Source organism: Pseudarthrobacter sp. NIBRBAC000502770 (assembly GCF_006517815.1).
In the GTDB taxonomy this organism is placed as follows: Bacteria; Actinomycetota; Actinomycetes; order Actinomycetales; family Micrococcaceae; genus Arthrobacter; species Arthrobacter niigatensis.
Window position 1 is genome coordinate 778,030 of record NZ_CP041198.1, and the last position, 22,870, is coordinate 800,899.

At 68.3% G+C, this 22,870-nt stretch carries 10 protein-coding genes and 1 pseudogene; all 11 read left to right on the forward strand.

The window, feature by feature from the left end:
- Positions 1–85: 85 nt before the first annotated feature.
- The 11 genes and pseudogenes from NIBR502770_RS03905 to NIBR502770_RS03950 all read left to right on the forward strand — a co-directional run bounded on the left by NIBR502770_RS03905 (position 86) and on the right by NIBR502770_RS03950 (position 22,769).
- Entirely contained in the window at positions 86–6,196 is a 6,111-nt protein-coding gene (locus tag NIBR502770_RS03905; protein WP_141181093.1) for an Ig-like domain-containing protein, read from the forward strand.
- A gap of 78 nt (positions 6,197–6,274) precedes the next feature.
- Positions 6,275–7,246 (forward strand): MoxR family ATPase, encoded by a 972-nt coding sequence (locus NIBR502770_RS03910; RefSeq protein WP_141161090.1) that lies wholly within the window; start codon positions 6,275–6,277, stop codon positions 7,244–7,246.
- A gap of 70 nt (positions 7,247–7,316) precedes the next feature.
- Positions 7,317–8,660 (forward strand): DUF58 domain-containing protein, encoded by a 1,344-nt coding sequence (locus tag NIBR502770_RS03915; RefSeq protein WP_141181094.1) that lies wholly within the window; start codon positions 7,317–7,319, stop codon positions 8,658–8,660.
- Complete coding sequence (locus tag NIBR502770_RS03920) at positions 8,657–11,266, forward strand: transglutaminase family protein (protein ID WP_141181095.1); 2,610 nt, start codon at positions 8,657–8,659, stop codon at positions 11,264–11,266. Before NIBR502770_RS03915 ends, NIBR502770_RS03920 begins: the two co-directional genes overlap by 4 nt.
- Positions 11,266–11,343: pseudogene (locus NIBR502770_RS21420) on the forward strand (zinc-ribbon domain-containing protein); the annotation flags it as partial. The gene NIBR502770_RS03920 and the pseudogene NIBR502770_RS21420, both read left to right, overlap by 1 nt.
- A 264-nt stretch (positions 11,344–11,607) precedes the next feature.
- On the forward strand, positions 11,608–12,846 hold the full coding sequence (locus tag NIBR502770_RS03925) for an RDD family protein (protein WP_246857465.1): 1,239 nt from the start codon (positions 11,608–11,610) through the stop codon (positions 12,844–12,846).
- Complete coding sequence (locus NIBR502770_RS03930) at positions 12,843–13,769, forward strand: PP2C family serine/threonine-protein phosphatase (protein WP_141161086.1); 927 nt, start codon at positions 12,843–12,845, stop codon at positions 13,767–13,769. Before NIBR502770_RS03925 ends, NIBR502770_RS03930 begins: the two co-directional genes overlap by 4 nt.
- Positions 13,766–15,814 carry an FHA domain-containing protein gene (locus tag NIBR502770_RS03935; protein ID WP_141181097.1) on the forward strand — a complete coding sequence of 683 codons (2,049 nt, stop codon included), beginning with the start codon at positions 13,766–13,768 and terminating at the stop codon, positions 15,812–15,814. The genes NIBR502770_RS03930 and NIBR502770_RS03935 overlap by 4 nt, the downstream gene beginning before the upstream one ends.
- Positions 15,811–17,577 carry a serine/threonine-protein kinase gene (locus NIBR502770_RS03940; protein ID WP_141181098.1) on the forward strand — a complete coding sequence of 589 codons (1,767 nt, stop codon included), beginning with the start codon at positions 15,811–15,813 and terminating at the stop codon, positions 17,575–17,577. The genes NIBR502770_RS03935 and NIBR502770_RS03940 overlap by 4 nt, the downstream gene beginning before the upstream one ends.
- Before the next feature lie 45 nt (positions 17,578–17,622).
- The gene (locus NIBR502770_RS03945; RefSeq protein WP_141161083.1) at positions 17,623–18,327 is read left to right on the forward strand and encodes a hypothetical protein; all 705 of its coding nucleotides are present in this window, start codon (positions 17,623–17,625) and stop codon (positions 18,325–18,327) included.
- Positions 18,324–22,769, forward strand: a complete 4,446-nt coding sequence (locus tag NIBR502770_RS03950) for an FtsK/SpoIIIE domain-containing protein (protein WP_141181099.1) — start codon at positions 18,324–18,326, stop codon at positions 22,767–22,769. Before NIBR502770_RS03945 ends, NIBR502770_RS03950 begins: the two co-directional genes overlap by 4 nt.
- Positions 22,770–22,870: the final 101 nt, after the last annotated feature.

Genomic DNA, 22,870 nt, shown 5'->3' on the forward strand with positions numbered 1-22,870 from the left:
GGCTTACCCCGGGGAAAAGGAAGCCTGCTGCCTGTCCTGCCACCAGGCCGCCATCTGGCTACACAATCTGAGGGAAATTAACGCTGTGACAACTCTGCTGGGGAAGCTCGGGCTGAAAAAGCGACTTAAGAAACTCGTCACCGGTACGGCGTTTGGTGCTGTGGTGGCTGTGGTGGTGACGGGTGCTGTGTTGTATCCGGGGTTTAAGACCACTGAGGTGGAGTTGAACGATGGTGGTGTGTGGGTTGTTTCGAAGTCGAAGAATGCTGTGGGGCGGTTGAATTATCCGTCGCGGGTGTTGGATGGGGCGGTGACGCCGGCGTTGTCGACGTTTGATGTGTTGCAGCATGCCGGTGAGGTGTTCGTCGATGACGAGACGGGTTCGACGTTGAACCAGGTGTCGCCGGCGAATATGCGTTTGGGTGGGGATAAGCAGTTGCCGGGGGCGGCGGATGTGAGTTTTGGGGCGCGGACGATTTCGGTGACGGATGCTGCGTCGGGGAAGGTGTGGGCGGTGTCGCCGGCCACGGTGAATGGTTTTGATAAGGAAGCGTCGGAGCCGGTTTTGGTGGGTTCGGCGGGCCTGGTGTCGGTGGTGGGTTCGGATGACCGGATTTATTCGGCGGATCCGAAGACCGGCAGCGTGACGGTGACCGGTGTTGATGCCGAGGGTGGTGTGGCGTCGTCGGAGTCCAGTACGTGGGATGGGCTTAAGGGTGCCGGGGATTTGCAGATGACGGTGGTGGGGGACCAGCCGGTGGTGTTGGATGCTGCCGCGGGAAACCTGTTCCTGCCTGGTGGCAAGCGGCTGCAGTTGGAGAATGCGCGGGATGCGAAGTTGCAGCAGGCCGGGCCGGACAGTGACTTTGTGGCGCTGGCCACGCGGAAGGCGTTGCTGAAGCAGCCCCTTGACGGGGGTACGGCCACGACCGTGGGGTTCGATGGTGAGGGGGTTCCGGCTGCTCCGGTGCAGTTGGGTGGGTGTGTGCATGCGGCGTGGTCGGGTGCGAACAAGTATGTCCGGGACTGTGTCAATGATGCTGACGATAAGAATGTTGCGGTGCCCAAGGCGAGTGCGTCGCCGTCGTATGTTTTCCGGGTGAACCGGGACCTGGTGGTCCTGAATGATGTGAATTCGGGGAATGTGTGGTTGGTGAACCAGAACATGCAGCTGGTGAACAACTGGGACGACGTCATCCCGCCCAAGAACCAGTCCGACGACCAGGACCAGGAGTCGGCGGACAACAACACCATCAACATCCTGCCGGACCGCACCAAACCCAACCGTCCGCCGGAAACCAAGCCCGACGCCGTCGGAGTCCGCCCCGGCCGCACCACCATCCTCAGCGTCCTGGACAACGACTCAGACCCCGACGGCGACGTTCTCACCGCAGCGGTGGGGGACGCCGGACCCAAATCGGGAACGCTGGAAAGCATCTACGGCGGCACCGCCTTCCAGATCACTGTCCCCGCGGACGCCAAGCCGGGCACCGAGACCTTCAACTACAGTGCCTCGGATGGCCGCGGCCTCTCCGCCACGGGACAGGTCACGCTCAACGTGGTGGGACCCGACGAAAACAAGCCGCCCAAGTTCAAACGCGGCGAAGACACCACCATGCTGGTTGAACAGGGCAAAACCGTCAGCCAGAACATCCTCACCGACTGGATCGATCCCGACGGCGACGACCTGGTCCTGCTGGACGCGAAGGCCGATAACGACCAGGACCAGGTCAAGGTGCGGCGCGACGGCCTGTTGACCTTCCAGGATTCCGGCGCAACTGCCGGCAAGAAGAACGTCCAGGTCAGTATCTGGGACGGCCGCGCCACCGTCACGGGCAAGGTAGTTGTCAACGTCCAGCCGCCAGGTGCACTGGCACCCGTGGTCAACGCCGACCACGTCACCGCCGTGGTGGGCCAGGATTTGGTCATTTCCCCGCTGAAGAACGACGTCGATCCCAACGGGGGTGCCCTCCGCCTCGCCCAGGTGGAAGCCAACGGCCCCGCCGAACTTGGCCCCGTCACCGACGGCGGCACTTTCACCTTCCGCAGCAGCACCCCAGGCCCCGTCTACCTGACGTACATCGCCAGCAACGGCCCCCAAAGCAGCCAGGGCCTCATCCGGGTGGACGTCGAATCCGGCAACGACGGCGGCGATCCCGTCGCGGTCCATGACGTTGCCCTGATGCCCACGGGCGGCAGTGTCCTGCTGGACCCCCTGGCCAACGACTCCGACCCCTCCGGTGGTGTCCTGGTGCTTCAGTCCGTGAAGCTCCCGGACAACGCGACGGTGTCCGTCAGCGTGATCAACCACAGCGTCCTGCGGATTACGGACATCCTGGGAACCAAGGACCCCATCCTGTTCGAATACACCATGTCCAACGGAAAGAAGTCCGCCACCGGCAGTGTCTCCGTGGTGCCCGTGCCGGCCCCCGCTGTCGTGGAAGCACCCCAGCCCAAGCCGGACGAGGTGAATGTCCGCGTCAACGACGTCGTCACCATCCCCGTCCTGGACAACGACACCCACCCGCAGGGGCAGGAACTGACCGTGGACCCGGTCCTGCCGCAGGCGGTTGACCCTGCCGACGGGAAGAGCTTCGTCTCAGAGAACACCCTCCGGTTCATAGCGGGCAGCCAGCCCAAGACCGTGCGCGCCATCTACAACGCGGTGGATCCGCAGGGCCAGAAGAGCGCCGCCGCCGTGACCATCCACATCCTCCCGCTCGAGGGCGCGGAGAACTCCCGGCCGCAGCCGCGGAACCTGACAGCCCGCGTGGTGGCTGCGGGCACCGTCCGCATCCCGGTTCCCCTCGACGGCATCGATCCCGACGGCGACTCCGTGCAGCTGACGGGCATCGACAGCACCCCTGCCATGGGAACCGCCACGGTGGGCAGCAACTTCATCGACTTCACCGCCGCCGGGGACGGTGCCGGCACCGACACCTTCCGCTACAAGGTGGTGGACCGCCAGGGGGCAGTGAACACGGGAACCGTCACGGTGGGCATCGCGCCCCGCGGTGACATGAACCAAAAGCCCACCCCGGTGGACGACGAGGTCCGGGTGCGTCCCGGCCGGCAGATTGCCGTCGACGCCACTGCCAACGACACCGATCCTGACGGCGACCGGATCCGCATCCTCACCGACGGCATCGAGGCCGACCCCTCCCTGCAGGCCACCGTCAGCAGGAACAGCGGCCGCATCATCCTCCTGGCCCCGAACGAGGCCGGAACCGTCAACGTGCGCTACACCATCGCCGACGACCGGGACGCCACCGCCCAGGCCACCATCCGCCTGGTGGTGGACAACGACGTGCCGCTGAAGGCGCCGATCGCCCGCGACGACAGGGTGACATCAGCCCAGGCCATGGGCAAGACCGCCGTGGACGTTCCCGTCCTCAAGAACGACGAGGACCCCGACGGCGTGGGCGAAAACCTGAAGATCAGCACCGAGGCCACCACTGCGCGGCCCGGCGGAAACGGCAACGTCCTGGTGGACCTCACCGAACAGCCACAGCTGATCCCGTACACGGTGGAAGACGTCGACGGCCAGCAGTCCACCGCCATCATCTGGGTGCCAGGCCTGGGCCAGCAGGTCCCCACACTGGCCAAGGACGAGGTCCTGGAGGTCGTGGCCGGACAATCCGTCGACGTCGACCTGAAGGAATGGGTCAAGGTCCGGGAAGGACGTTCACCCCGGCTGACCCAGGCGGACAGGATCAAGCTCATCGGTGCCGACGGCGGCGATCCGGTAACGCGCGACGGCACCGGCCTGAAGTACACGGCTGGTGCGGACTACGTGGGCCCCGGTTCACTGACCTTCGAGGTGACCGACGGTACCGGGCCGGACGATCCCGCCGGCCTCAAGTCCACCCTCAGCATCCGCACCAAGGTGTTGCCGGACCCCAACAAGAACAACCCGCCGGAGCTGCTTGGCGCCAACGTGGATGTTCCCAAGGGTGACTCGGCCAGCACCGACCTCGGCAAGCTCACCTCAGATCCCGACCAGGACGACGTCGAGAAGATGAAGTACGAACTGGTGGGAGACTCTCCCGGCGGGTTCTCTGCACGCATCGAAGGCAAGACGCTGAAAGTTTCGGCGGCCGACTCCACGGCAACCGGAACCCGCGCCGCCGTGCAGGTCAAGGCAATCGACCCCCGCGGGCTCGAGGCCACGGCCACGTACCAGCTTGCAGTAACCGCCTCCAACCGGCCCAAACCGGTGGCGAACGACGACGTGCAGGACAACGCCGCCGCCGGCAAGCCGGTGACCATCAACGTGCTCGCCAACGACGCCAACCCGTTCCCCGAAACACCGCTGAAGATCATCGCCGCCAATACCGAAACGGGGAGCGGCAACGTGGGCGTCAACGGTGACTCTGTGACCGTAACCCCCGCGCCGGGCTTTACCGGAACCATGGTGGTGGCCTACACGGTGGAGGACAAGACGGGGGATGCGTCCCGGCACGCCACTGCGCGGGTCCGGCTGACCGTCAAGGACAAGCCGGCGGCGCCCACCACGCCGCAGGCGCAGAGTGTGGGCGACCAGACGGCGCTGCTCACCTGGTCGGCACCGGCCGACCGGGGCTCGCCCATCACCAGGTACACCGTGTTCGGGGAGGGCGGATTCCGGCAGGAATGCCCGGCCAACACCTGCACCCTCAATGGCCTGACCAACAACACCACCTACCACTTCCAGGTGACGGCAACCAACGAGTTCGGTGATTCCGACCGGTCGCCGGCGTCTGCCGATGTCCGTCCGGACGTTAAACCGGATACGCCACAGGCTCCGTCGCTGAAGTTCGGCGATAAGCAGCTGACGGTCAACTGGGCCGCGCCGGCCAGCAAGGGGTCCCCGGTCAAGTCCTACGACCTGGAAATCTCGCCGGCGCCCGCTGGCCAAAACGCCCAGATCCAGGGACTGACGTCAGTCAGCTACGTGTGGAAGGGCCTGCAGAACGGCGTGTCCTACAAGGTCCGGGTCCTGGCCCGCAATGACGCCAAGGACCCGTCCGAATGGAGTCCCTATTCCGCGGCCGAGGTGCCCGCCGGAGTCCCCGCCACGCCGACGGCCCCCAGCGTCTCCCAGGCCACGCCGGTTGGTTCGCAGAGCCAGCTGCGCGTCGTGTGGTCGGCGCCCAACAACAACGGCGACGCCGTCTCCTCCTACACGTTGACCACGCTCAGGGGAGGGGCCGCCGTTGCCAGCCAGCAGGTAGCCGGCACCTCGCAAAACGTCACCGTGGACAATTCGGAAACGAACTACACCTTCACGGTTTCGGCAACGAACAAGGCCGGAACCAGTGCCACTAGCGCGCAGTCTGCCGCAATTCGGGCAGCTGGAAAGCCTGGCACAGTCAACTCTGGAACGGTGAAGGAGAACGGGACCAGCGGCCAGCTGGACGTGACATTCACGCCGTTGACCGATGCACAGCGCAACGGCTCCACCGCCTCCGAGATTGCCTACTCCTACAACGCCGACGGCAGGACCGGCTCGATCAAAGCCGGGGGAGGAACCATCGGTGGCATGACCAATGGGCGGGACATCACCGTGACCATCATTGCCACGTCCACCAAGAACAATATGGCCGGTGACGCCAAGGCCATCGGCACCGGAAACCCCTACGGTCCTGCCAACGCCCCCAATATCAACGGCGGCACCTCGGCCAAGGGCGATGGACAGGTGCATTGGACCTGGAATGACCCGGCGACGAACGGCAGGCCCCTCAGCTACTACGAGGTGAGCATGGATGGTGGCGGCTGGCAGAACGTCGGCAAGGCGAACAAGTTTGATGCCGGCGCCGGCGGCTGGAGCACGAGCCACAGACTGCGGGTCCGTGCCTACACGGTCACCCCGGGCGCCGTCGGCGGTCCGGTCACGTCAACGTCCGGCCCGGACAACACACCGCCCCCGCCCACGGACTGGTACGTCACGGCAAGCCCGGTCCGCAGCTGCACGGAGCCCCGCCAGGGGACTGACAGCTACATCGCCGGCAACCCCTCACAGTGCACCGGTGCCGGCAAGTGGCTCGATGCCGGTGCCCCGTCCACGGCGGACCGCTACCAGGTCTGGTACAAGACGTCCAACAACCCCAGCGGCATCTGGTACCACCTGAACTCCGGGATGGCGTCCGGTAACTGGCTCCGCTGCGACACCTCCAACGTGGGCTGCAATCCGCCGAATGGCATGCCTAACCGCTAGCAACCGCATCCATCGTGTGGGCCCGGGCCTCCCGGGCCCACACGACAACTTTCGACCCATCAAAAGGAAGCAACTTTCATGACCATGACCATTGAGCAGGCCGAGTGGTTTGCCGACACGTTCGAAAAGCTGGTTGCCAACGTGGGGCAGGCGGTGCTCGGCAAGGAACACGTCATCCGGCTGACCTTCACCGCCATGCTGGCCGAAGGGCACGTCCTGTTCGAGGATGCGCCGGGCACGGGCAAGACCTCCCTGGCGCGGGCCTTGGCTGCTACGGTGCAGGGCTCCAACAACCGCATCCAGTTCACCCCTGACCTGCTTCCTTCCGACGTCACCGGCGTGACCATCTACGACCAGAAGACGCAGAAGTTCGAGTTCCACAAGGGCCCGATCTTCAACAACATCGTCCTGGCCGACGAAATCAACCGTGCCTCGCCCAAGACCCAGTCCGCGCTGCTGGAGGTCATGGAGGAATCACGGGTGACCGTTGACGGGGTCACGTATTCCGCGGGCCGGCCGTTCATGGTGATGGCCACCCAGAACCCGATCGAGCAGGCGGGTACCTACCGCCTGCCCGAGGCCCAGCTGGACCGCTTCCTGATCAAGACCTCCATCGGCTACCCGGACCACGCGTCCACGGTCCGACTCCTGGGCGGCAGCAACCTGAAGGACCGCTCCAAGGAACTGTCCGCCGTCATCACCACCCAGGCAGTGGCGGACATGGCAGACCTCGCCGCAACGGCACACGTGGACACTGCCGTGCTGGAATACATCTCCAGGCTTTGCGAGGAAACCCGCAACGCCCCGGAAACCCGCCTTGGGGTGTCAGTGCGTGGTGCCCTGGCCATGGTGCGGGCCGCCAAGGTGTGGGCTGCCTCGCAGGGCCGGAACTTTGTCCTCCCGGACGACATCAAGGAACTGGCACCGGTGGTGTGGACCCACCGGTTCGTGATGGACCCCGAGGCAGAGTTCTCGGGCGCCACTGCCGAGGCCGTGCTGACCCGGATCCTGGCCGACGTCGCCGCCCCGCAGCAGCGCACAAACGCCTGAGCCGCCGGCTGCGGACGAACCCCGCAGCCCCCGCCATTCCATTCCAGCGCAACAACGAAGGCACACCCCTATGTCCGACGGCACGTCCAGCGGTACCCCGTTGACCCGGTTCGCGGAGCGTTTCCAGCAACTCTTCCACCGGAACGGCCGCCCCACCCGGCTGCACCCTGCCGCGGTGTGGTCCGAAGCCAGCAGCACCGCACTCCAGGCCCTGACGCCCGCGTGGCGGTCCGTCCGGGACACCTGGCTGAAGTATGCATGGCCGGTGCTGTCCGTGGTCAGCATCCTGGGCTGGTCCGTCCTGGCTGCAGCTATCCTGCTCTGGGCCACCGGCCAGGCCTTCGGCTGGCAGGAAGCCACGGCGGCGGCCATTGCCGCCTTCGCCATGTTTGTGATCGCTGTAGCCTTCATCCTGGGCCGGTCCTCGTACGGGGTGGTCCTGGACCTCGCCCGCACCCGCGTGGCCGTGGGGGACAGCGCCGTCGGCAGCATCGCCGTCTCCAACACCTCGGCACGTCCACTGCTGCCGGCCGCACTGGAACTGCCGGTGGGCAGCACCACGGCCGTGTTTCATCTGCCCCGCATGAAGCCCGGGCAGGTGCACGAGGACCTGTTCACCATTCCCACCGCCCGGCGCGCCGTCATCGTGGTGGGGCCCGTCCGTTCCGTGCGGGCGGACCCGCTGCACCTGCTGCGCCGGCAGGTCCTCTGGACCGACCCGGAGGACCTCTTCGTCCACCCGCGCACCGTGGCCCTGGCCGGTTCGGCGGCGGGCTTTATCCGCGACCTTGAGGGCATGCCCACCACGGACCTGTCCAGCGCCGACGTCTCCTTCCACGCCCTGCGCGACTATGTGCCGGGCGATGACCGCCGGCACATCCACTGGAAAACCACCGCCCGCACCAACAAACTCATGGTCCGCCAGTTCGAGGAAACCCGGCGCGCCCACCTGGCCATCTCGCTGTCCATCAACACCGAGGAATACGCCTCCGAGACCGAGTTCGAAATGGCCATCTCCGTGGCTGCCTCCATCGGCCGGCAGGCCATCCGCGAACAGCGTGAACTGGACGTCCTGACCCAAAAGGGCCCCCTGCGCTGCGAAACCGGCCGCAACATGCTGGACGACATGACCCGGATCGTCGGCGCCCCCATGCGCCGCACCGCCGTCGACCTCGCCCGGACCCTGGCCGACACCGTGCCCAACGCCTCGGTGGTCTTCTTCGTGGTGGGCAGCAACGTGACGGCAACCCAGCTCCGCTCCGCCGCCGCCTCCGTCCCGCCGGGTGTACGTAGCCTGGCGGTCAGGGTGGAAGCCGGGGTGGCCCCCACCCGGGCCAACATCGCAGACCTGACTGTCCTGACGCTCGGCGACCTGGCCGACCTTGCCATCGTGCTGAGAAAGGCGGCCGCATGAGCACCGCACCGGGCCGCTCCCCGCAAACGCAGATTCCCCCAACCCGTACCCGCCGCCAGGCGGCCACCACGGAGTCGGCCTTCGTGGACGGCCAGCCGCCATGGCATTTCCTGCTCGACGCCGGGGCACTGGTGGTCCTGCTGGGCCTGGGCCTGCTCGGTTTCGGCCTCAGCTTCGGCGGGGACCCGTACTACCTGCTGTCCGGGTTCGGCGGAATCGTGCTGGGCCTGGCCATCGGCGCAGCGAACGCCCACCTGCGGCTGGGGCTGTTGATCACTACAGCCCTGGCGCTCGCCGCCTACCTGGTCCTCGGAACCTGGCTGGCGGTACCCGGCGCTGCCATCGCCGGCTTCGTCCCCACCCTTGATTCGCTGCGGACCCTGCTCCTCGGCGTCGTCTTCGCCTGGAAGGACATGCTCACGGTCGGCGTGCCTGTGGGCACAGCCGGCGGGGTGCTCATTGTCCCCTTCCTGAGCTCCCTGATCACGGCGCTCGTCGCTGCGCTGCTGACCTGGCGCGCCAAAAGCCCCTACCTGCCCCTCCTGCCCGTGCTGGTCCTGTTCGTCACCGGAATCGCCTTCAGCACCAACGCCGCGTTCCTGACACTCGAACGCGGCATCGGCCTGACCGTCCTCGGCATCGCCTGGGCCACCTTCCGCCGCGACGCACTGCGGCGGAACAACACCCGCCGGGTGGCGGTCAACAACCCGCAAACAGACACGGCCGCTGCACGCCGGGCCAGGATCCGCCGGCTGGGCATGGCGGCAGGGGTCATTGCTGCCAGCGTGGGGGTCACCGCGGTGGCCGCACCGCTCGTCAGCGCAGGAGAAGACCGGAAAGTCCTCCGCAACGTGGTGGTGCCCCCGTTCGACCCCAAGGACTACATCACGCCCCTGGCAAGCTTCCGGACGTACGTGAAGGACAAAAAGGACGACACCCTGTTCGTGGTCAAGGGCCTCCCGAAGGACGGCCGGGTCCGGCTCGGCGCGCTGGATGCCTTCAACGGGACCAACTACAACATGGACCCCAATGGCTCCGGAAACTTCAGCAAGGTGGGGGATGCGAAATCCATCAACACCCTCGCCGACTCATCCGGCGTGGTGCCCACCAACGACTACTCGATCAGCATCAACATCGAGGACTACCAGGGCTACTTTGTCCCCGGCGGGCGAAAGACCACCGGCATCAGCTTTGACCAGTCCGGCTCCGCCGCTGCTGCCGGCCTCTACTTCAACCCCGGCTCCGACACCGCCGTGACCACCAACGGGCTGTCCCGCGGCGACTCCTACAGCGTCCAGGTCTCCGACCCCGTCAAGCTCGAGCACGGCCAGCTGACGCAATACGACTTCGCCAAGGTGTCGCTCCCGGACGCGTTGGAAGTGCCGCCGGTGGTGGGATCCCAGGCCAACGACCTGTCCGCCGATGCACCCACGGCCATCGACCGGGTCCGCCAGATCGAAGCCCACTTCCAGAAAACCGGGGCGTTCAGCAACGGCCTGGTCAGTGAGGGCCAGCTGCCCAGCGTCTCCGGCCACGGTTCCGCCCGTATCCGCAGCCTGCTCACGGCCAAGCAGATGCTGGGCGACGATGAACAGTACGCGGTGGCCATGTCCCTGATGCTCCGGCACTTGGGCATCCCCTCCAGGGTGGTGATGGGTTTCTACCCTGAACCGACCAGCCCGGAGAACGGTGCCGGCGAGGTGAAGATCACCGGCAAGGACGTCCACGCCTGGGTTGAGGTCGCCTTTGAACGGGTCGGCTGGGTCAGCTTCGATCCCACCCCGCCCAAGGACAACATTCCCATCCCGCCGGACCCCGAAAACAAGTCCAAGCCCAAGCCGCAGGTGCTGCAGCCGCCGCCCCCGCCGCAGGAACCGGCAGACCTGCCGCCGGATTCATCGCCGGACGCGCTGGACGCCGACCAGAAAAAGAACAACCCCTGGCTCTTCTGGGGTGCCCTCCTGGGCGCCCTGGGCGTCGTCGCGGTCCCGCTGGTGATCCTGGCGCTGCCGCTGCTGCTGATCGGCCTGTTGAAGGCGCGACGGCGGAAGTCGCGTTTCCGCGACGGGCACCCCGCCCAGCGTGTGGGCGGAGGATGGAACGAGGTGGTGAGCCTCGCGACAGACCTGGGCGCCGCCGTCGACACCCGCTCGACGCGGCGCGAAAGCGCCGCCGTGCTGGCCGAAGCGTTCCCTGCCACCCAGGGAACAACCACCATGCTGGCGCGGCGGGCGGACGCCTCCATCTTCGGAGCCGGGGAACCCACCGAGGAGGAGGTCCGCGAGTACTGGACCATCGTTGATGGTTCGCTCAAGGAAATGACCTCCGGCATGGGATTCTGGCGGCGGCAGCAGGCACGCTTCTCGCCCCGTTCGCTGCTGGCCGACGCCCGGACCGCGATGAACTCCGGCAATGGCCTCAAACTGCGCGGCGGCCGCGTGGCGCTCCCGGCGGTGGGCGGCATCCTTGCTGCGCGCCGCCGCCTCGCCGACGGCAACGCCGCGGGGGAGAGCGCCGGAACACCCGCCCCAACTTCGGCGCCCCAGCCGGAAACCCCGCAGCGCGAAGCGCCAGGGCCAGACCAGCAAGGACCCAGCCAGCAGTGATGCCTGATCCCGAACGCTGCCCGCGCTGCCAACAGCAGATCCGTGCGGGTGCCACCTTCTGCCCTGCCTGCGGTGCGCCGCTGCCCAACCGGGCGGCGCGCCGGACGCGCACCCCGGATCCTGTGGTGGGCTACGACAGGAGCGGTGCCCGGGAAGCGAGCCCCACGCATGCGCCCGGGATTCCCGGTACTATCCCGGTAGTAGAAAGCCCCCCGGCAGGTCGGCCGGCGGGCACAGCACAAACGGCCACCGCGGGCAGGAACAGCCACCACGCGGGCGCCGGGCCGGGCATGACCGGCGGTTCCACCAGGGTGGAAGCCGCTCCAGGGGGAGGAACGGGAATGGCAGTGAACCTTCAGCTTGTTCCGGCTGCGGCGGGCAAGCGGCTTGGCGCTGCCGTCATCGACTGGCTGCCCGGGGTGGCGGTGCTGGTGGTGACGTTCGCCATCGGATTCGCCGGGATCACCCGGACCAGGAGCGGTGGCTACATTGTGTACGACACCTCATCCCTGGTCCTCTTCGGCGGCGTTGGCCTGGGCCTCACCATGGCCTACCTCTTCGTGGTGCTCGGGCTGGAAGCCCGCACCGGCAAGACCCCCGGCAACCTGGCCATGGGCATCTGCAGCGCGGACCAGGACGGCTACGCACCAGGCGCCGGTGCCGTCTTCCTGCGCGGCCTCATCACCGGGGCAGGCATCCTCCTGGCCCTGCCCGCGGCGGTGCTGGTAGCGGTCTTCAAATGGTTTGACGCCGCCCTGTTCATCCTCGGCCCGCTGCTCGTGGTGGGTGCCGCCTGGGCAGTGCTGGTGGTCGTGTCCAACCGATGGGACAGGAACGGCGGACTCCGGGGCTGGAACGACACCGCTGCCAAGACCCTGGTGTTCGACGTCAAGGCCGGCAGGGACCCCATCACCACCGGCGGCATCCAGGGACCCTACAGCTTCGCGCCCCTGGACCTCCCGCCCGTGCAGCAGGTGCTCTCCCCGGTGGCCCAGTCAAACACGCCCCAAGCCCCCGCAGCACAATCTGTCGCCCGGTTCCAGGCTCCCCAGGCTTCCGCACCCCACGCGCCTGCGCCGTCGGCCACCATGCCCTCACAGACCATGCCCTACACCTCGCCGGCATCCTTCGCGCCGCCGGCCACCCCGGCCCAGGATGCCCCCGCAGGCCACCGGGTGCCGCCACAGCACGTGGACGACGACGTCGAACGCACCCAGGTGCGCCCCGGCAACGGCGGACCCGCCCAGGTGGCCGTTCTCCGCATCCGGCTCGATGACGGCCGCGATTTCCAGCTGGACCGCAGCGTCCTGGTGGGCCGCAACCCGGTGGGGCAAGCGGGCGAACAGCACGCCCAGCTGCTGGCCGTGGACGACCCCGGCCGATCCATCTCCAAGACCCACCTGCACCTGCTCACTGACGGTGCGGGCATCTGGGTGACGGACCGGCAGTCAACCAACGGAAGCGCCGTCACCACCCCGGACGGCCTGCGCACCCCCCTGGTGCCGGGCGTCCCCACGTTTGTTACCCCGGGATCCAGCGTGCACTTTGGAGACCGTACCTTTTACCTAGGACAGGCATGAACCAGCACCCCGCCAGTGTTTCCTCCACCATCCAGCCGGGGCCGGGCCTCAGCCTTACCTACGGCTACGGGACGGACAGGGGACTCCGCCGGGAGCTGAACGAGGATTCCTACATCGCCGCCGACCCCGTCTTCGCCGTGGCTGACGGCATGGGTGGACACGAGGCCGGCGAAATCGCCAGCGGCCTGTGCGTGCGCGCCCTGGCCGAAATGCCCCAGGTCAGCACGGGGGAGCGGAACATCACCGCCGCCCTCCTCCAGGAGTACCTGGTCCGCGCCGACGCCTCCATCCGCGAAGCCACGGGCGCCCGCGCCGGCACCACCCTTACGGGTGCCGTGGTGGTGGAGCAAATGGGCGTGCCGTACTGGCTGGTCCTGAATATTGGCGATTCCCGCACCTACCGGCTCAGCCAGGGCCGGTTCGAGCAGATCAGCGTGGACCATTCCGAGGTCCAGGAGCTCGTTGACGCCGGCGAGATTACCGCACAGGAAGCCACCGTCCACCCGCGGCGCCACGTGGTGACCCGGGCCCTGGGCACGGGCGATGAGACGGAGGCGGACTACTGGCTCCTCCCCGTGGAGGAAGGCGACCGGGTGCTGGTCTGCTCCGACGGCCTCACCGGGGAACTGGCGGACGACGATATCCTCCGGATCCTCAGCACCGTGGCTGATCCGCAGGAGGCGGTGGACGCCCTGATCCAGGCCGCCCTGCGCAGCGGCGGCCGGGACAACGTCACGGCCATCGTGGTGGACGCCCGGAACGTAGCGCACGACGACGGCGCCGGCACCACGGCACCGCGCCACGCCCCGGTGGACGGCGACGAAGTGACGCTGCCGCGGCCCCCGGCGTCTGAGGCGGTAACGCAGCCCCTGCCCGAACCTGTGGACGCCGGCGCGGACCAGGCCGGGGAGCCTGGCCGATGACGGGCGCAAGCTACACCCCCGGCACCTGGCTGGGCATTGTCCGGTCTGGGACCGCAGTCCTCCTGGGCCCGGAGACACCGGCGGAACTCGCCGGGGCCATCTGGGACCTCCTGGGTTCCCGCCCCGAGCCACACGAGGTCCTGGCCGCCGTCACCAGCAGCTCCGGTGGGTCACTGTCCCGGATACCGTCGTTTGCCATCCTCGATTTCAACGGTTCGCTCCGGGTTTTCCTGCGCGGCGAGCTCGACCTCGCCGTGGAGCAGCCCGGCGGACCGGTGGATCTGGACGGCCGCGACGTGACCACCTGGACTGAGCGCAGGTTCCTGGTGGCGGGTAAGTGCCGGCTGACAATCGCCGGCGGCACGGTTGCCACGGGACAGGGTGCCGGCAGTCCCGGCCGGCCGCTGGTTGAGCTGCCACTGCTTGAACTTCCTGAACTTCCGCTGCTTGAACTTCCACTGGTGGAGGGCGTGGTGCTGCTGCGGTCCCTGACCCTGGGTGCGCCGTCCGGCCCCGCCGCCGTCGTTGCTCCAGCTCCGGCTGACCGCGACGAATCGACGGGGACTCCGGCCGGTGGTGACGGCACCTTCGCCGTCAATTCTTCCGGGGAGGTGGACGGTCCCGCCGGCATCGACCAGCCCGTTGCCCCGGAAATGCCAACGGGTGGGGGCGAACCGGCCGCCGATGCGTCCGTGTGGACCGCCACTGCCATGCCGGCCGCAACCGCCGGTGACCTTCAGCAACCTGGCGCGCAGCCCGATCCGGAGTCCGCTGTGCGCCACCTTGATCCGGAAGCCACCATTGCCCCCGGCGCGATCATCGACGCCGACGGAGAGCTTCTCGAAGAAACCGGTACCGAAGACTCGGCAGGCCTTGGGGACCCGGGACCGGAGCTGCCTGGCCCCGGTACAACCGGGCCGGAGCCAACCGCCGCGGCGGGCCACGCCGATGCCGCCCCCGCCGCGGAGGTGACCACGTCCTACGACCACCTGTGGGACCGCACCGTGATGCGGAACATCGAGGACGCCGCCGTCCGCGAGGACCCCGATGCCGACTCCGGGCACGTGGTGCCGCAGCAACAGCCGGCGCTGGCCGCCGCCGAACCACTGCCCGCCCTCGGGACGGCAGAAGAGGCGGCGCCGGCAGGCTCCGCCACAGAACCGGGGCCAGCGGAAGCCGGAGCAGCAGAAGCCGGGCCTGCGCCTGCAAGTCCCGGCGATGCAGCGGGACCCGGGACCGGCCGGGACGATGCCGCTGCCGGTCCGCCCCGTCCTGCGTCGGCTGGAGTCCTCATCGACTCCGTCCCCTGGCGCACCGGGGGAACAGATCCCGCCCCCGCCCGCCCCGGGGGCCAGCCAGCTGTCCAGGAACCCGCTGCCCCGGAACCCGCGCCCGTCCCGGAACCCGCACCTGTCCAGGCTCCCGCGGCAGCCCATGGACCGCTGGCGCACCCGCCCGCCCCAGGCCAGCAGCCCGGCCCAGGCTTCGACCCTGACCACGACGGCCAGACAGTCATGAAGAGCAGCCTCGCCGGAACCGCGGGCCCGGCCTCGAACACACCTGCCGGGCAGCAGGACGCCGGGAGTGGCCCGCTGGTGCTGGCGCGCATCTGCGCCCAGGGTCACGCCAACCCGCCTACCCGTGCCCAGTGCAGCGTCTGCGGGGGCGCCCTGTTGCCCGATGCGGTGCAGGTGGCCCGTCCCCGGCTGGGGCGGATGCGGCTTTCCACCGGAGACCTGCTGGACCTCGACCAGTCCATGGTGATCGGCCGCCAGCCGTCGGTATCCCGCGTCCAGGGCGGGGTGATGCCGCGCCTGGTGCAGGTGGCAAGCCCGGGCGGTGACATCTCGCGCTCCCACGTGGAGGTGCGGCTTGAGGGCTGGCACGTGATGCTCTGCGACCTCAAGGCCACCAACGGCACCGTCCTGGTCCGCGAAGGCCAACCGCCGCGCCGCCTCGCCCAGAACGAGATGGCCATCCTGCTTGACGGCGACATCGCCGAACTGGGCGACAACATCTCATTGCGTTTTGAGGAGATTCCTTGAGTTCCAAACGGCCCGTTGCGCCGCCGCCCCGCATTCCGGGGTTCACCTACATCAGCCTGCTCGGTTCGGGCGGCTTTTCGGACGTCTACCTCTACGAACAGGACAGGCCGCGCCGGAAGGTGGCCGTCAAGGTACTCCTGTCCGACCTGAAGACGGAGGGTGCCCGCCGGCGCTTCGAGTCCGAGGCCAACCTCATGGCCCAGCTGTCCTCGCACCCCTACATCGTCACGATTTTCGAAGCGGAAGTAACAGACGACGGGCACTCCTACCTGGCCATGGAGTACTGCTCCCGGCCCAGCCTGGACGTGCGGTACCGGCGCCAGCGCTTCAGCGTTGACGAAGTCCTGGCCGTCGGCATCCAGGTGGCCTCCGCCGTCGAAACCGCCCACCGTGCCGGCATCGCCCACCGCGACATCAAACCCGCCAACATCCTGGTGACGGACTACAACCGGCCCGCGCTGACCGACTTCGGGATCTCCGGCACCCTTGCCGGGGACTCCGACGACGACTCCGGCATGTCCATTCCCTGGTCCCCGCCGGAGCAGTTCCGGGATGGCAGCGTTGACGGCGTCATGGTGGACGTGTGGGCCCTCGGCGCCACCCTGTACACCCTGCTCGCCGGCCGGTCGCCCTTCGTCATGCCAGGGGCGGACAACTCACAGCGCGAACTCATCAACCGGATCAGCAACACGCCTCTGCCCCGGCTGGGCCGTCCGGATGTGCCGGAGTCGCTGGAACTGGCCCTGGCAACCGCCATGGCCAAGTCGCCGCAGTCCCGGTACTCCTCCGCCCACGCCTTCGCCCTCGCCCTCCAGCGCATCCAGGCAGAACTCAACCTCTCCGTGACGCCCTTCGAGGTCCTTGAGGAACCCCAGCAGGAGGAGGGCCATCCGGACGACGGCACGGAGGAAACGCGCGTCCGCAGCATCGCCGCCATTGATCCCGAGCGCACCGGAAGCGCGCCCACCTTCCCGGCCCGCACCCGCCCCAGCGCACCCGGTGCCGGGACCGATGCCACGGGACGCCGCGACGGCGCCGTCCCGCCGTCGTCCTTCACGCCCGCCGGCCCCGGCCAATGGCGGCCGGCCCCCGCCGTGCCCTCCATCCCGGCGGGTGCCGCTGGAACGGATGGCCACGGAGCACGCGCGGCCGACGGCGGCGGCCAGGGGGAGTGGGCCCAGTCCACCGTCTTGCGCGGCAGCCCGGGCACGGCGAACTATGGTGCCCCGGTAAGGGACGACGCCGGGCCTGACACCTACACCGCCGACGCAACCGTGCACCGGCCCGTGAACGTGGACCAGCCCCAGGCGGAGCCGGCGCCAGACCATGGCAAGCGCAACCTTTGGCTCGCGCTGGCAGGCGGAACCCTTTTGGCCCTGGCGGCGGTGGTGGGCATCGTGGTGGCCAACACTGCCACCGGGACGCCCAAAGCGGTGGAAACCCAGCAGGCCAGCAAGCCGCCGGCGGACGCGGTGGACAGCGGGACCGTCCCCAGTGTTGAAGGCCTCTCGGCAGCACGAAAGCCCGAAGATCCAAACACCATCATCTTCTCCTGGACCAACCCCCAGCCCAGGGAGGGTGACTCATACAAGTACCGCTCCAAATCCGCCAAGGCGGACGGGCCCTACGAAACCACGAAAGTACCGAAGACTTTTGTTTCCGGGTTCGGCCCGACTCCCATTTGCCTGGAAGTGATCCTGGTGCGGGCCGACGGCAGCGCCTCGCCGGAAGGCCCGGACTCCATCGCTTGCCTGCAGGACTAGCCAGCTGATGACGCAAACACATTGCCCACTGAGGAGGCACAGATCATGGGGGATCTAGCAATAGATTTCTGTGGCGAATGGTACGAGCCATCGGACGAGGACATCTTCAATATCGGCCGCGAAGGCGACCTTGAAGTGGACGACAACCCGTACCTGCACCGGCAGTTCCTGCAGGTGGCCCGTTACGACGGCATCTGGTGGCTCAGCAACGTGGGCAGCATGTTGTCCGCCACCGTGGCTGACGCCTCCGGCGGCATGCAGGCATGGTTGTCGCCCGGGGCCCGGATTCCGCTGGTGTTCAGCCACACCAACGTCATCTTCACGGCCGGGCCCACCACCTACGAGTTCGCCGTGCACCTGAAGACGCCGTCCTTCCGGCAGGAAGCCCGGGACGGCGCCAGCAGCGGCGACACCACCATCGGCCCCGTGGTCTTCACCGACGCCCAGAAGGCACTGATCGTCGCCCTCGCCGAGCCGGTGCTCCGGCGCGAAGGCACCGGCTTCAGCACCATCCCGTCCTCGGCGGCCGCCGCCAAGACCCTGGGCTGGGCGCTGACCCGCTTCAACCGCAAACTGGACAACGTCTGCGACAAGCTGGACCGCGTTGGCGTGGTGGGCCTGCGCGGAGGCGGCGGGAAGCTCGCCACCAACCGCCGCGCACGGTTGGTGGAACACGCCGTCACCACCCACCTGGTGACCCCCGATGACCTGTACCTGCTCGAAAAGATGAGGGGCGTGGACGAAGGATGAGGATCCGGCTGACACTCCGCCGCGAACCCGCCGACGCCAGGGACCTGGCTGTCACGGTGGACGGCCTGGCTACCGTGGCCGACATCGCCACCGTGCTCTGGTCGGCCGACCCCGACCGCAAGGGCACGCCTGTGCCGGACAACCTTTCCCTGCGCATCGACGAAGCCTTCGTGGGCGCCGGCATCACCGGAAACATCCTGGCCCGTGAGGACAACCTCCTCGAGTCGGGCCTGCGCCCGGGCTCCGTGGTCTCGCTGGCCCAGGTCAGCGAACAATTCCATGAGCCCGGTGCCGGCCGTGGGCCTGCCGCGGCCACGCTGCGCGTGTTGTCCGGGCCCGACGCCGGCCGCGAATTTTCGCTGCCCAGCGGCACCAGCTACATCGGCCGGGACCGGGACGTGGACATCCGCCTGACGGATCCGCTCACCTCCAAGCGGCACGCCCGGATCACGGTGGGCGAAAGCATCGAGATCGTGGACACCAACTCCGCCAACGGCCTCCTGATGGACGGGCTGCCCGTCACCCGCGCCACCCTGAACTCATCGGACACGGTGACCCTGGGGGACACCACCGTCACCGTGGTGCCGCTGGGGCACAACCACGCGGCAGCGCCGACGTCGCCCCTGGTGGACTTCAACCGCTCCCCGCGGGTGGTGCCCCGCTTCGACGTGCCCAAGCGCGTCCTCCCTGCCGGGCCCAAGCGGCCGGAGGACCAGCCGTTCCCGTACATCATGCTGGTGGCGCCCCTGATGATGGGCGCGGTCATCTTCGCGGTCACCCAGAACGTGCTCTCCATGGTGTTCATGCTGATGATGCCCCTGTTCATCGTGGGCCATTACGTTGACACCAGGATGCGGACGCGGAAGCAGCAGAAGGAACAGCTCAAGCAGTTCCGCGCCTCCATGGCCGCGTTCCGGCAGGACCTGACCGAACTGCAGCAGGTGGAACGGGCGGTCCGGCTCCAGGAAGCACCGTCCGTCAGCGACACCGTGGATGCCATCTACAAGCTGGGGCCTTTGCTGTGGACGCACCGGCCCGAGCACTCCTCCTTCCTGGGCCTGCGCTTTGGACTGGGGACCGCGCCGTCGCGGGTCCCGCTGGAAGAGCCGTCCAACAATGACACCGAGGTCCAGTACGCCCGCGAAATCCAGGACTGCATCAAACAGTTCAGCGAGATCGAGGGCGTCCCCGTGGTCTCCCAGCTGCGCACCTCCGGCGCCCTGGGCATCGCGGGTGCCCGCGGCCTGGTGGACGATGTTGCCCGCGGCATGGTGCTGCAGCTCGTCGGGCTGCATTCACCCGCCGAGGTGGTCCTGACGGCCATTACGTCCGCCCAGTCCCGCGAACGCTGGAACTGGCTGCAGTGGCTGCCGCACGTGGGCTCGGGGCACAGCCCGCTGGGCGGGGACCACCTGGCCGCCGGCTCGGCCGGCGGTTCGTCCCTGCTGGCCCGGCTTGAGGACCTGGTGGATGCCCGCGAAGCGGCGGCGAAGCGGACCGCCCCGGACCTCCGCCCCGGCATCGACCCCGCCAAGCATGAACTCGAAGAGCCGGTCCTTCCGTCGGTGCTGGTCATCGTGGAGGACGACGCTCCCGTGGACCGCGGCCGGCTGACCCGGCTGGCGGAACGCGGGCCCGACTCCGGCGTACACGTCCTATGGGTGGCCACCGACATCCAGGCCCTCCCGGCCGCCTGCCGCGACTTCATGGTGGTGGACGGCGACCACGGGACCACCACCGGCCAGGTGCGCCTGGGCCGCCACACGTATCCGGTCAGCTGTGAAAGCGTGGATGCGGAGCTCGCCGCCCAGCTGGCCCGGATGCTGGCCCCCGTGGTGGATGTGGGCAAGCCTGTCAACGACGACTCCGACCTGCCCCGTGCAGTGTCCTACGCGACGCTGATCGGCAAGGATTTCCTGGACAACCCGCAGTCGGTGGCCGAGCGCTGGACGGAAAACAACTCCGTGCATGCCACCGCCGTGGCGAACCGCAAGGACAACGGCACGCTCCGGGCCCTGGTGGGGTCCAAGGGCATCGAGCCGCTGTACCTGGACCTGAAGAACGAGGGGCCGCACGCGTTGGTGGGCGGCACCACCGGCGCCGGCAAGTCCGAGTTCCTGCAGTCCTGGGTCATGGGCATGGCCGCCGCCTACAGCCCGGACCGGGTCAGCTTCCTGTTCGTGGATTACAAGGGCGGCGCCGCATTCGCGGACTGCATCAACCTGCCGCACACCGTCGGGCTTGTCACCGACCTGTCTCCGCACCTGGTCCGCCGGGCCCTGACGTCGCTGCGCGCGGAGCTGCACTACCGTGAGCAGCTGCTGAACCGGAAGAAGGCCAAGGACCTGCTGGCCCTGCAGCGCGAAGCAGACCCCGAAGCCCCGCCGTACCTGATCATCATCGTGGACGAGTTCGCCGCCCTCGCCAACGATGTTCCGGAGTTCGTGGACGGCGTGGTGGACGTGGCCGCCCGCGGCCGCTCCCTGGGCCTGCACCTGATCCTTGCAACCCAGCGGCCGGCCGGCGTCATCAAGGACAACCTGCGCGCCAACACCAACCTCCGCGTGGCCCTTCGCATGGCCGATGAGGATGACGCTACGGACATCCTCGGCGTCCCGGACGCCGCCTACTTCGACCCCGCCATCCCGGGCCGCGGCGCCGCCAAGACCGGGCCGGGCCGCATCCAGGGGTTCCAGACCGGCTATGCCGGCGGCTGGACCACCGACAAGCCGCAGCGGCCCCAGATCGACATCGTGGAAATGGCCTTCGGCTCAGGTCCCAGCTGGGAAGCGCCGGCCCCTGACAAGCCTGTTGTCCAGGAACCGGCGGGACCCAACGACATCGCCAGGATGACCTCCACCATCGTCCACGCAGCGGACACCCTGGCCATCCAGCCGCCCCGCAGGCCATGGCTGGACGAACTGGCCAAGACCTACGATTTCTCCAAGCTGCCCAACCCGCGCACCGACGAACAGCTCCTGCTCGGCGTGGCCGACGACCCCGCGCACCAGGACCAGCCCACCGTGTTCTACGAACCGGACCGGGACGGCAACATGGCCATCTACGGAACGGGCGGTTCCGGCAAGTCCGCAGCCCTGCGCGGCATTGCCATTGCCGCCGCGGTCACCCCGCGCGGGGGCCCCGTCCACGTGTACGGCATCGACTGCGGCTCCTCCGGACTGAGGATGCTGGAAGAGCTTCCGCACGTGGGTGAGATCATCAACGGCGACGACGTGGAACGCGTTGGGCGGCTCCTGCGCCTCCTGCGGGACATCGCCGAGCTGCGGTCCGCACAGTTCGCTGAGGTGCGGGCATCCACCATCGTGGAGTACCGGAAGCTCGCCAACCGGCCGGACGAGAAGCGGATCTTCGTACTGGTGGACGGCATGTCAGCATTCCGCGAAGCCTACGAGCACAGCAAGCTGTCCGGGCTCTGGGACATTTTCCTGCAACTGGCCACCGACGGCCGCACCCTCGGCATCCACCTGGTGGTGACGGGGGACCGGCCCAACGCCGTCCCCGCTTCGCTGCTCGCCTCCATCCAGCGGCGGCTGGTGCTGCGGCTCTCCAACGAGGACGACTACATCTCCATGGACGTTCCCAGGGATGTCCTCACCGCAACGTCGCCCCCGGGCCGCGGCCTGCTGGACGGGCTCGAAGTGCAGCTGGCCGTCCTGGGCGGCAACTCCAACCTGGCCCTGCAGGCCCGGGAAGTCCATAAGCTCAGCGAGGCGATGCTGCGCCAGGGCCTCGGTACCGCACCCAGGATCGAGCGGCTGCCCGAGCAGGTGGACCTGGATGTCCTGCCCGCGGGCAGCCCGGACCTGCCGGTGGTCGGCGTGGACGATGAGTCCCTGCAGCCCGCGGAGATCATGGCCCGCGGCCCGCTGCTGCTGGCAGGCCCCCCGGGCGCCGGCCGGACCGTTGCCCTGGTGACCCTGGCCTACGCCCTGCGCCGGTCAAACCCCGCTACCGAGCTGATCTACCTCGGATCCCGCCGGTCCGCCGTCGCCTCCCTCCCCATCTGGAACCGCTCCGTGGTGGGACCGGACGACCTCGCCGAGGTTGTGGAGGACCTGGTGGAGCATTCCACCGGGAATCCCGGGGCTGTGGCGTTCTTCATCGAAGGCCTGACGGAATTTACGGACACCCTCGCCGAATCAGGGATGGCACAGCTGGTCACCGCGTCACTGAAGGCGGACCAGTGGGTGGTGGGCGAGTCCGAGACCTCCACCTGGTCCAGCGCCTGGCAGCTTGCCCAGCCTTTCAAATCCGGGCGCCGGGGCCTGCTGCTCAACCCGGGCGACATCGAAGGCGACAGCCTGCTCAACACCTCGCTGGGCCGGGTCAGCCCCGACTTCATCCCGGGCCGCGGGTACGTGGTGGGCCGCGGCAAGGCCCGGAAGATCCAGGTGGCGCTGCCGCCCGAAAACCGGGACTGAGCAGGACCAACGACGGCGGGGCTGCTGCTGCGGCGGATTTGCGGCCCCGCCCGGCGCTGTAGAAGACTACCGGGGACACCAGAAAGCCGCGGTGGGGGGCT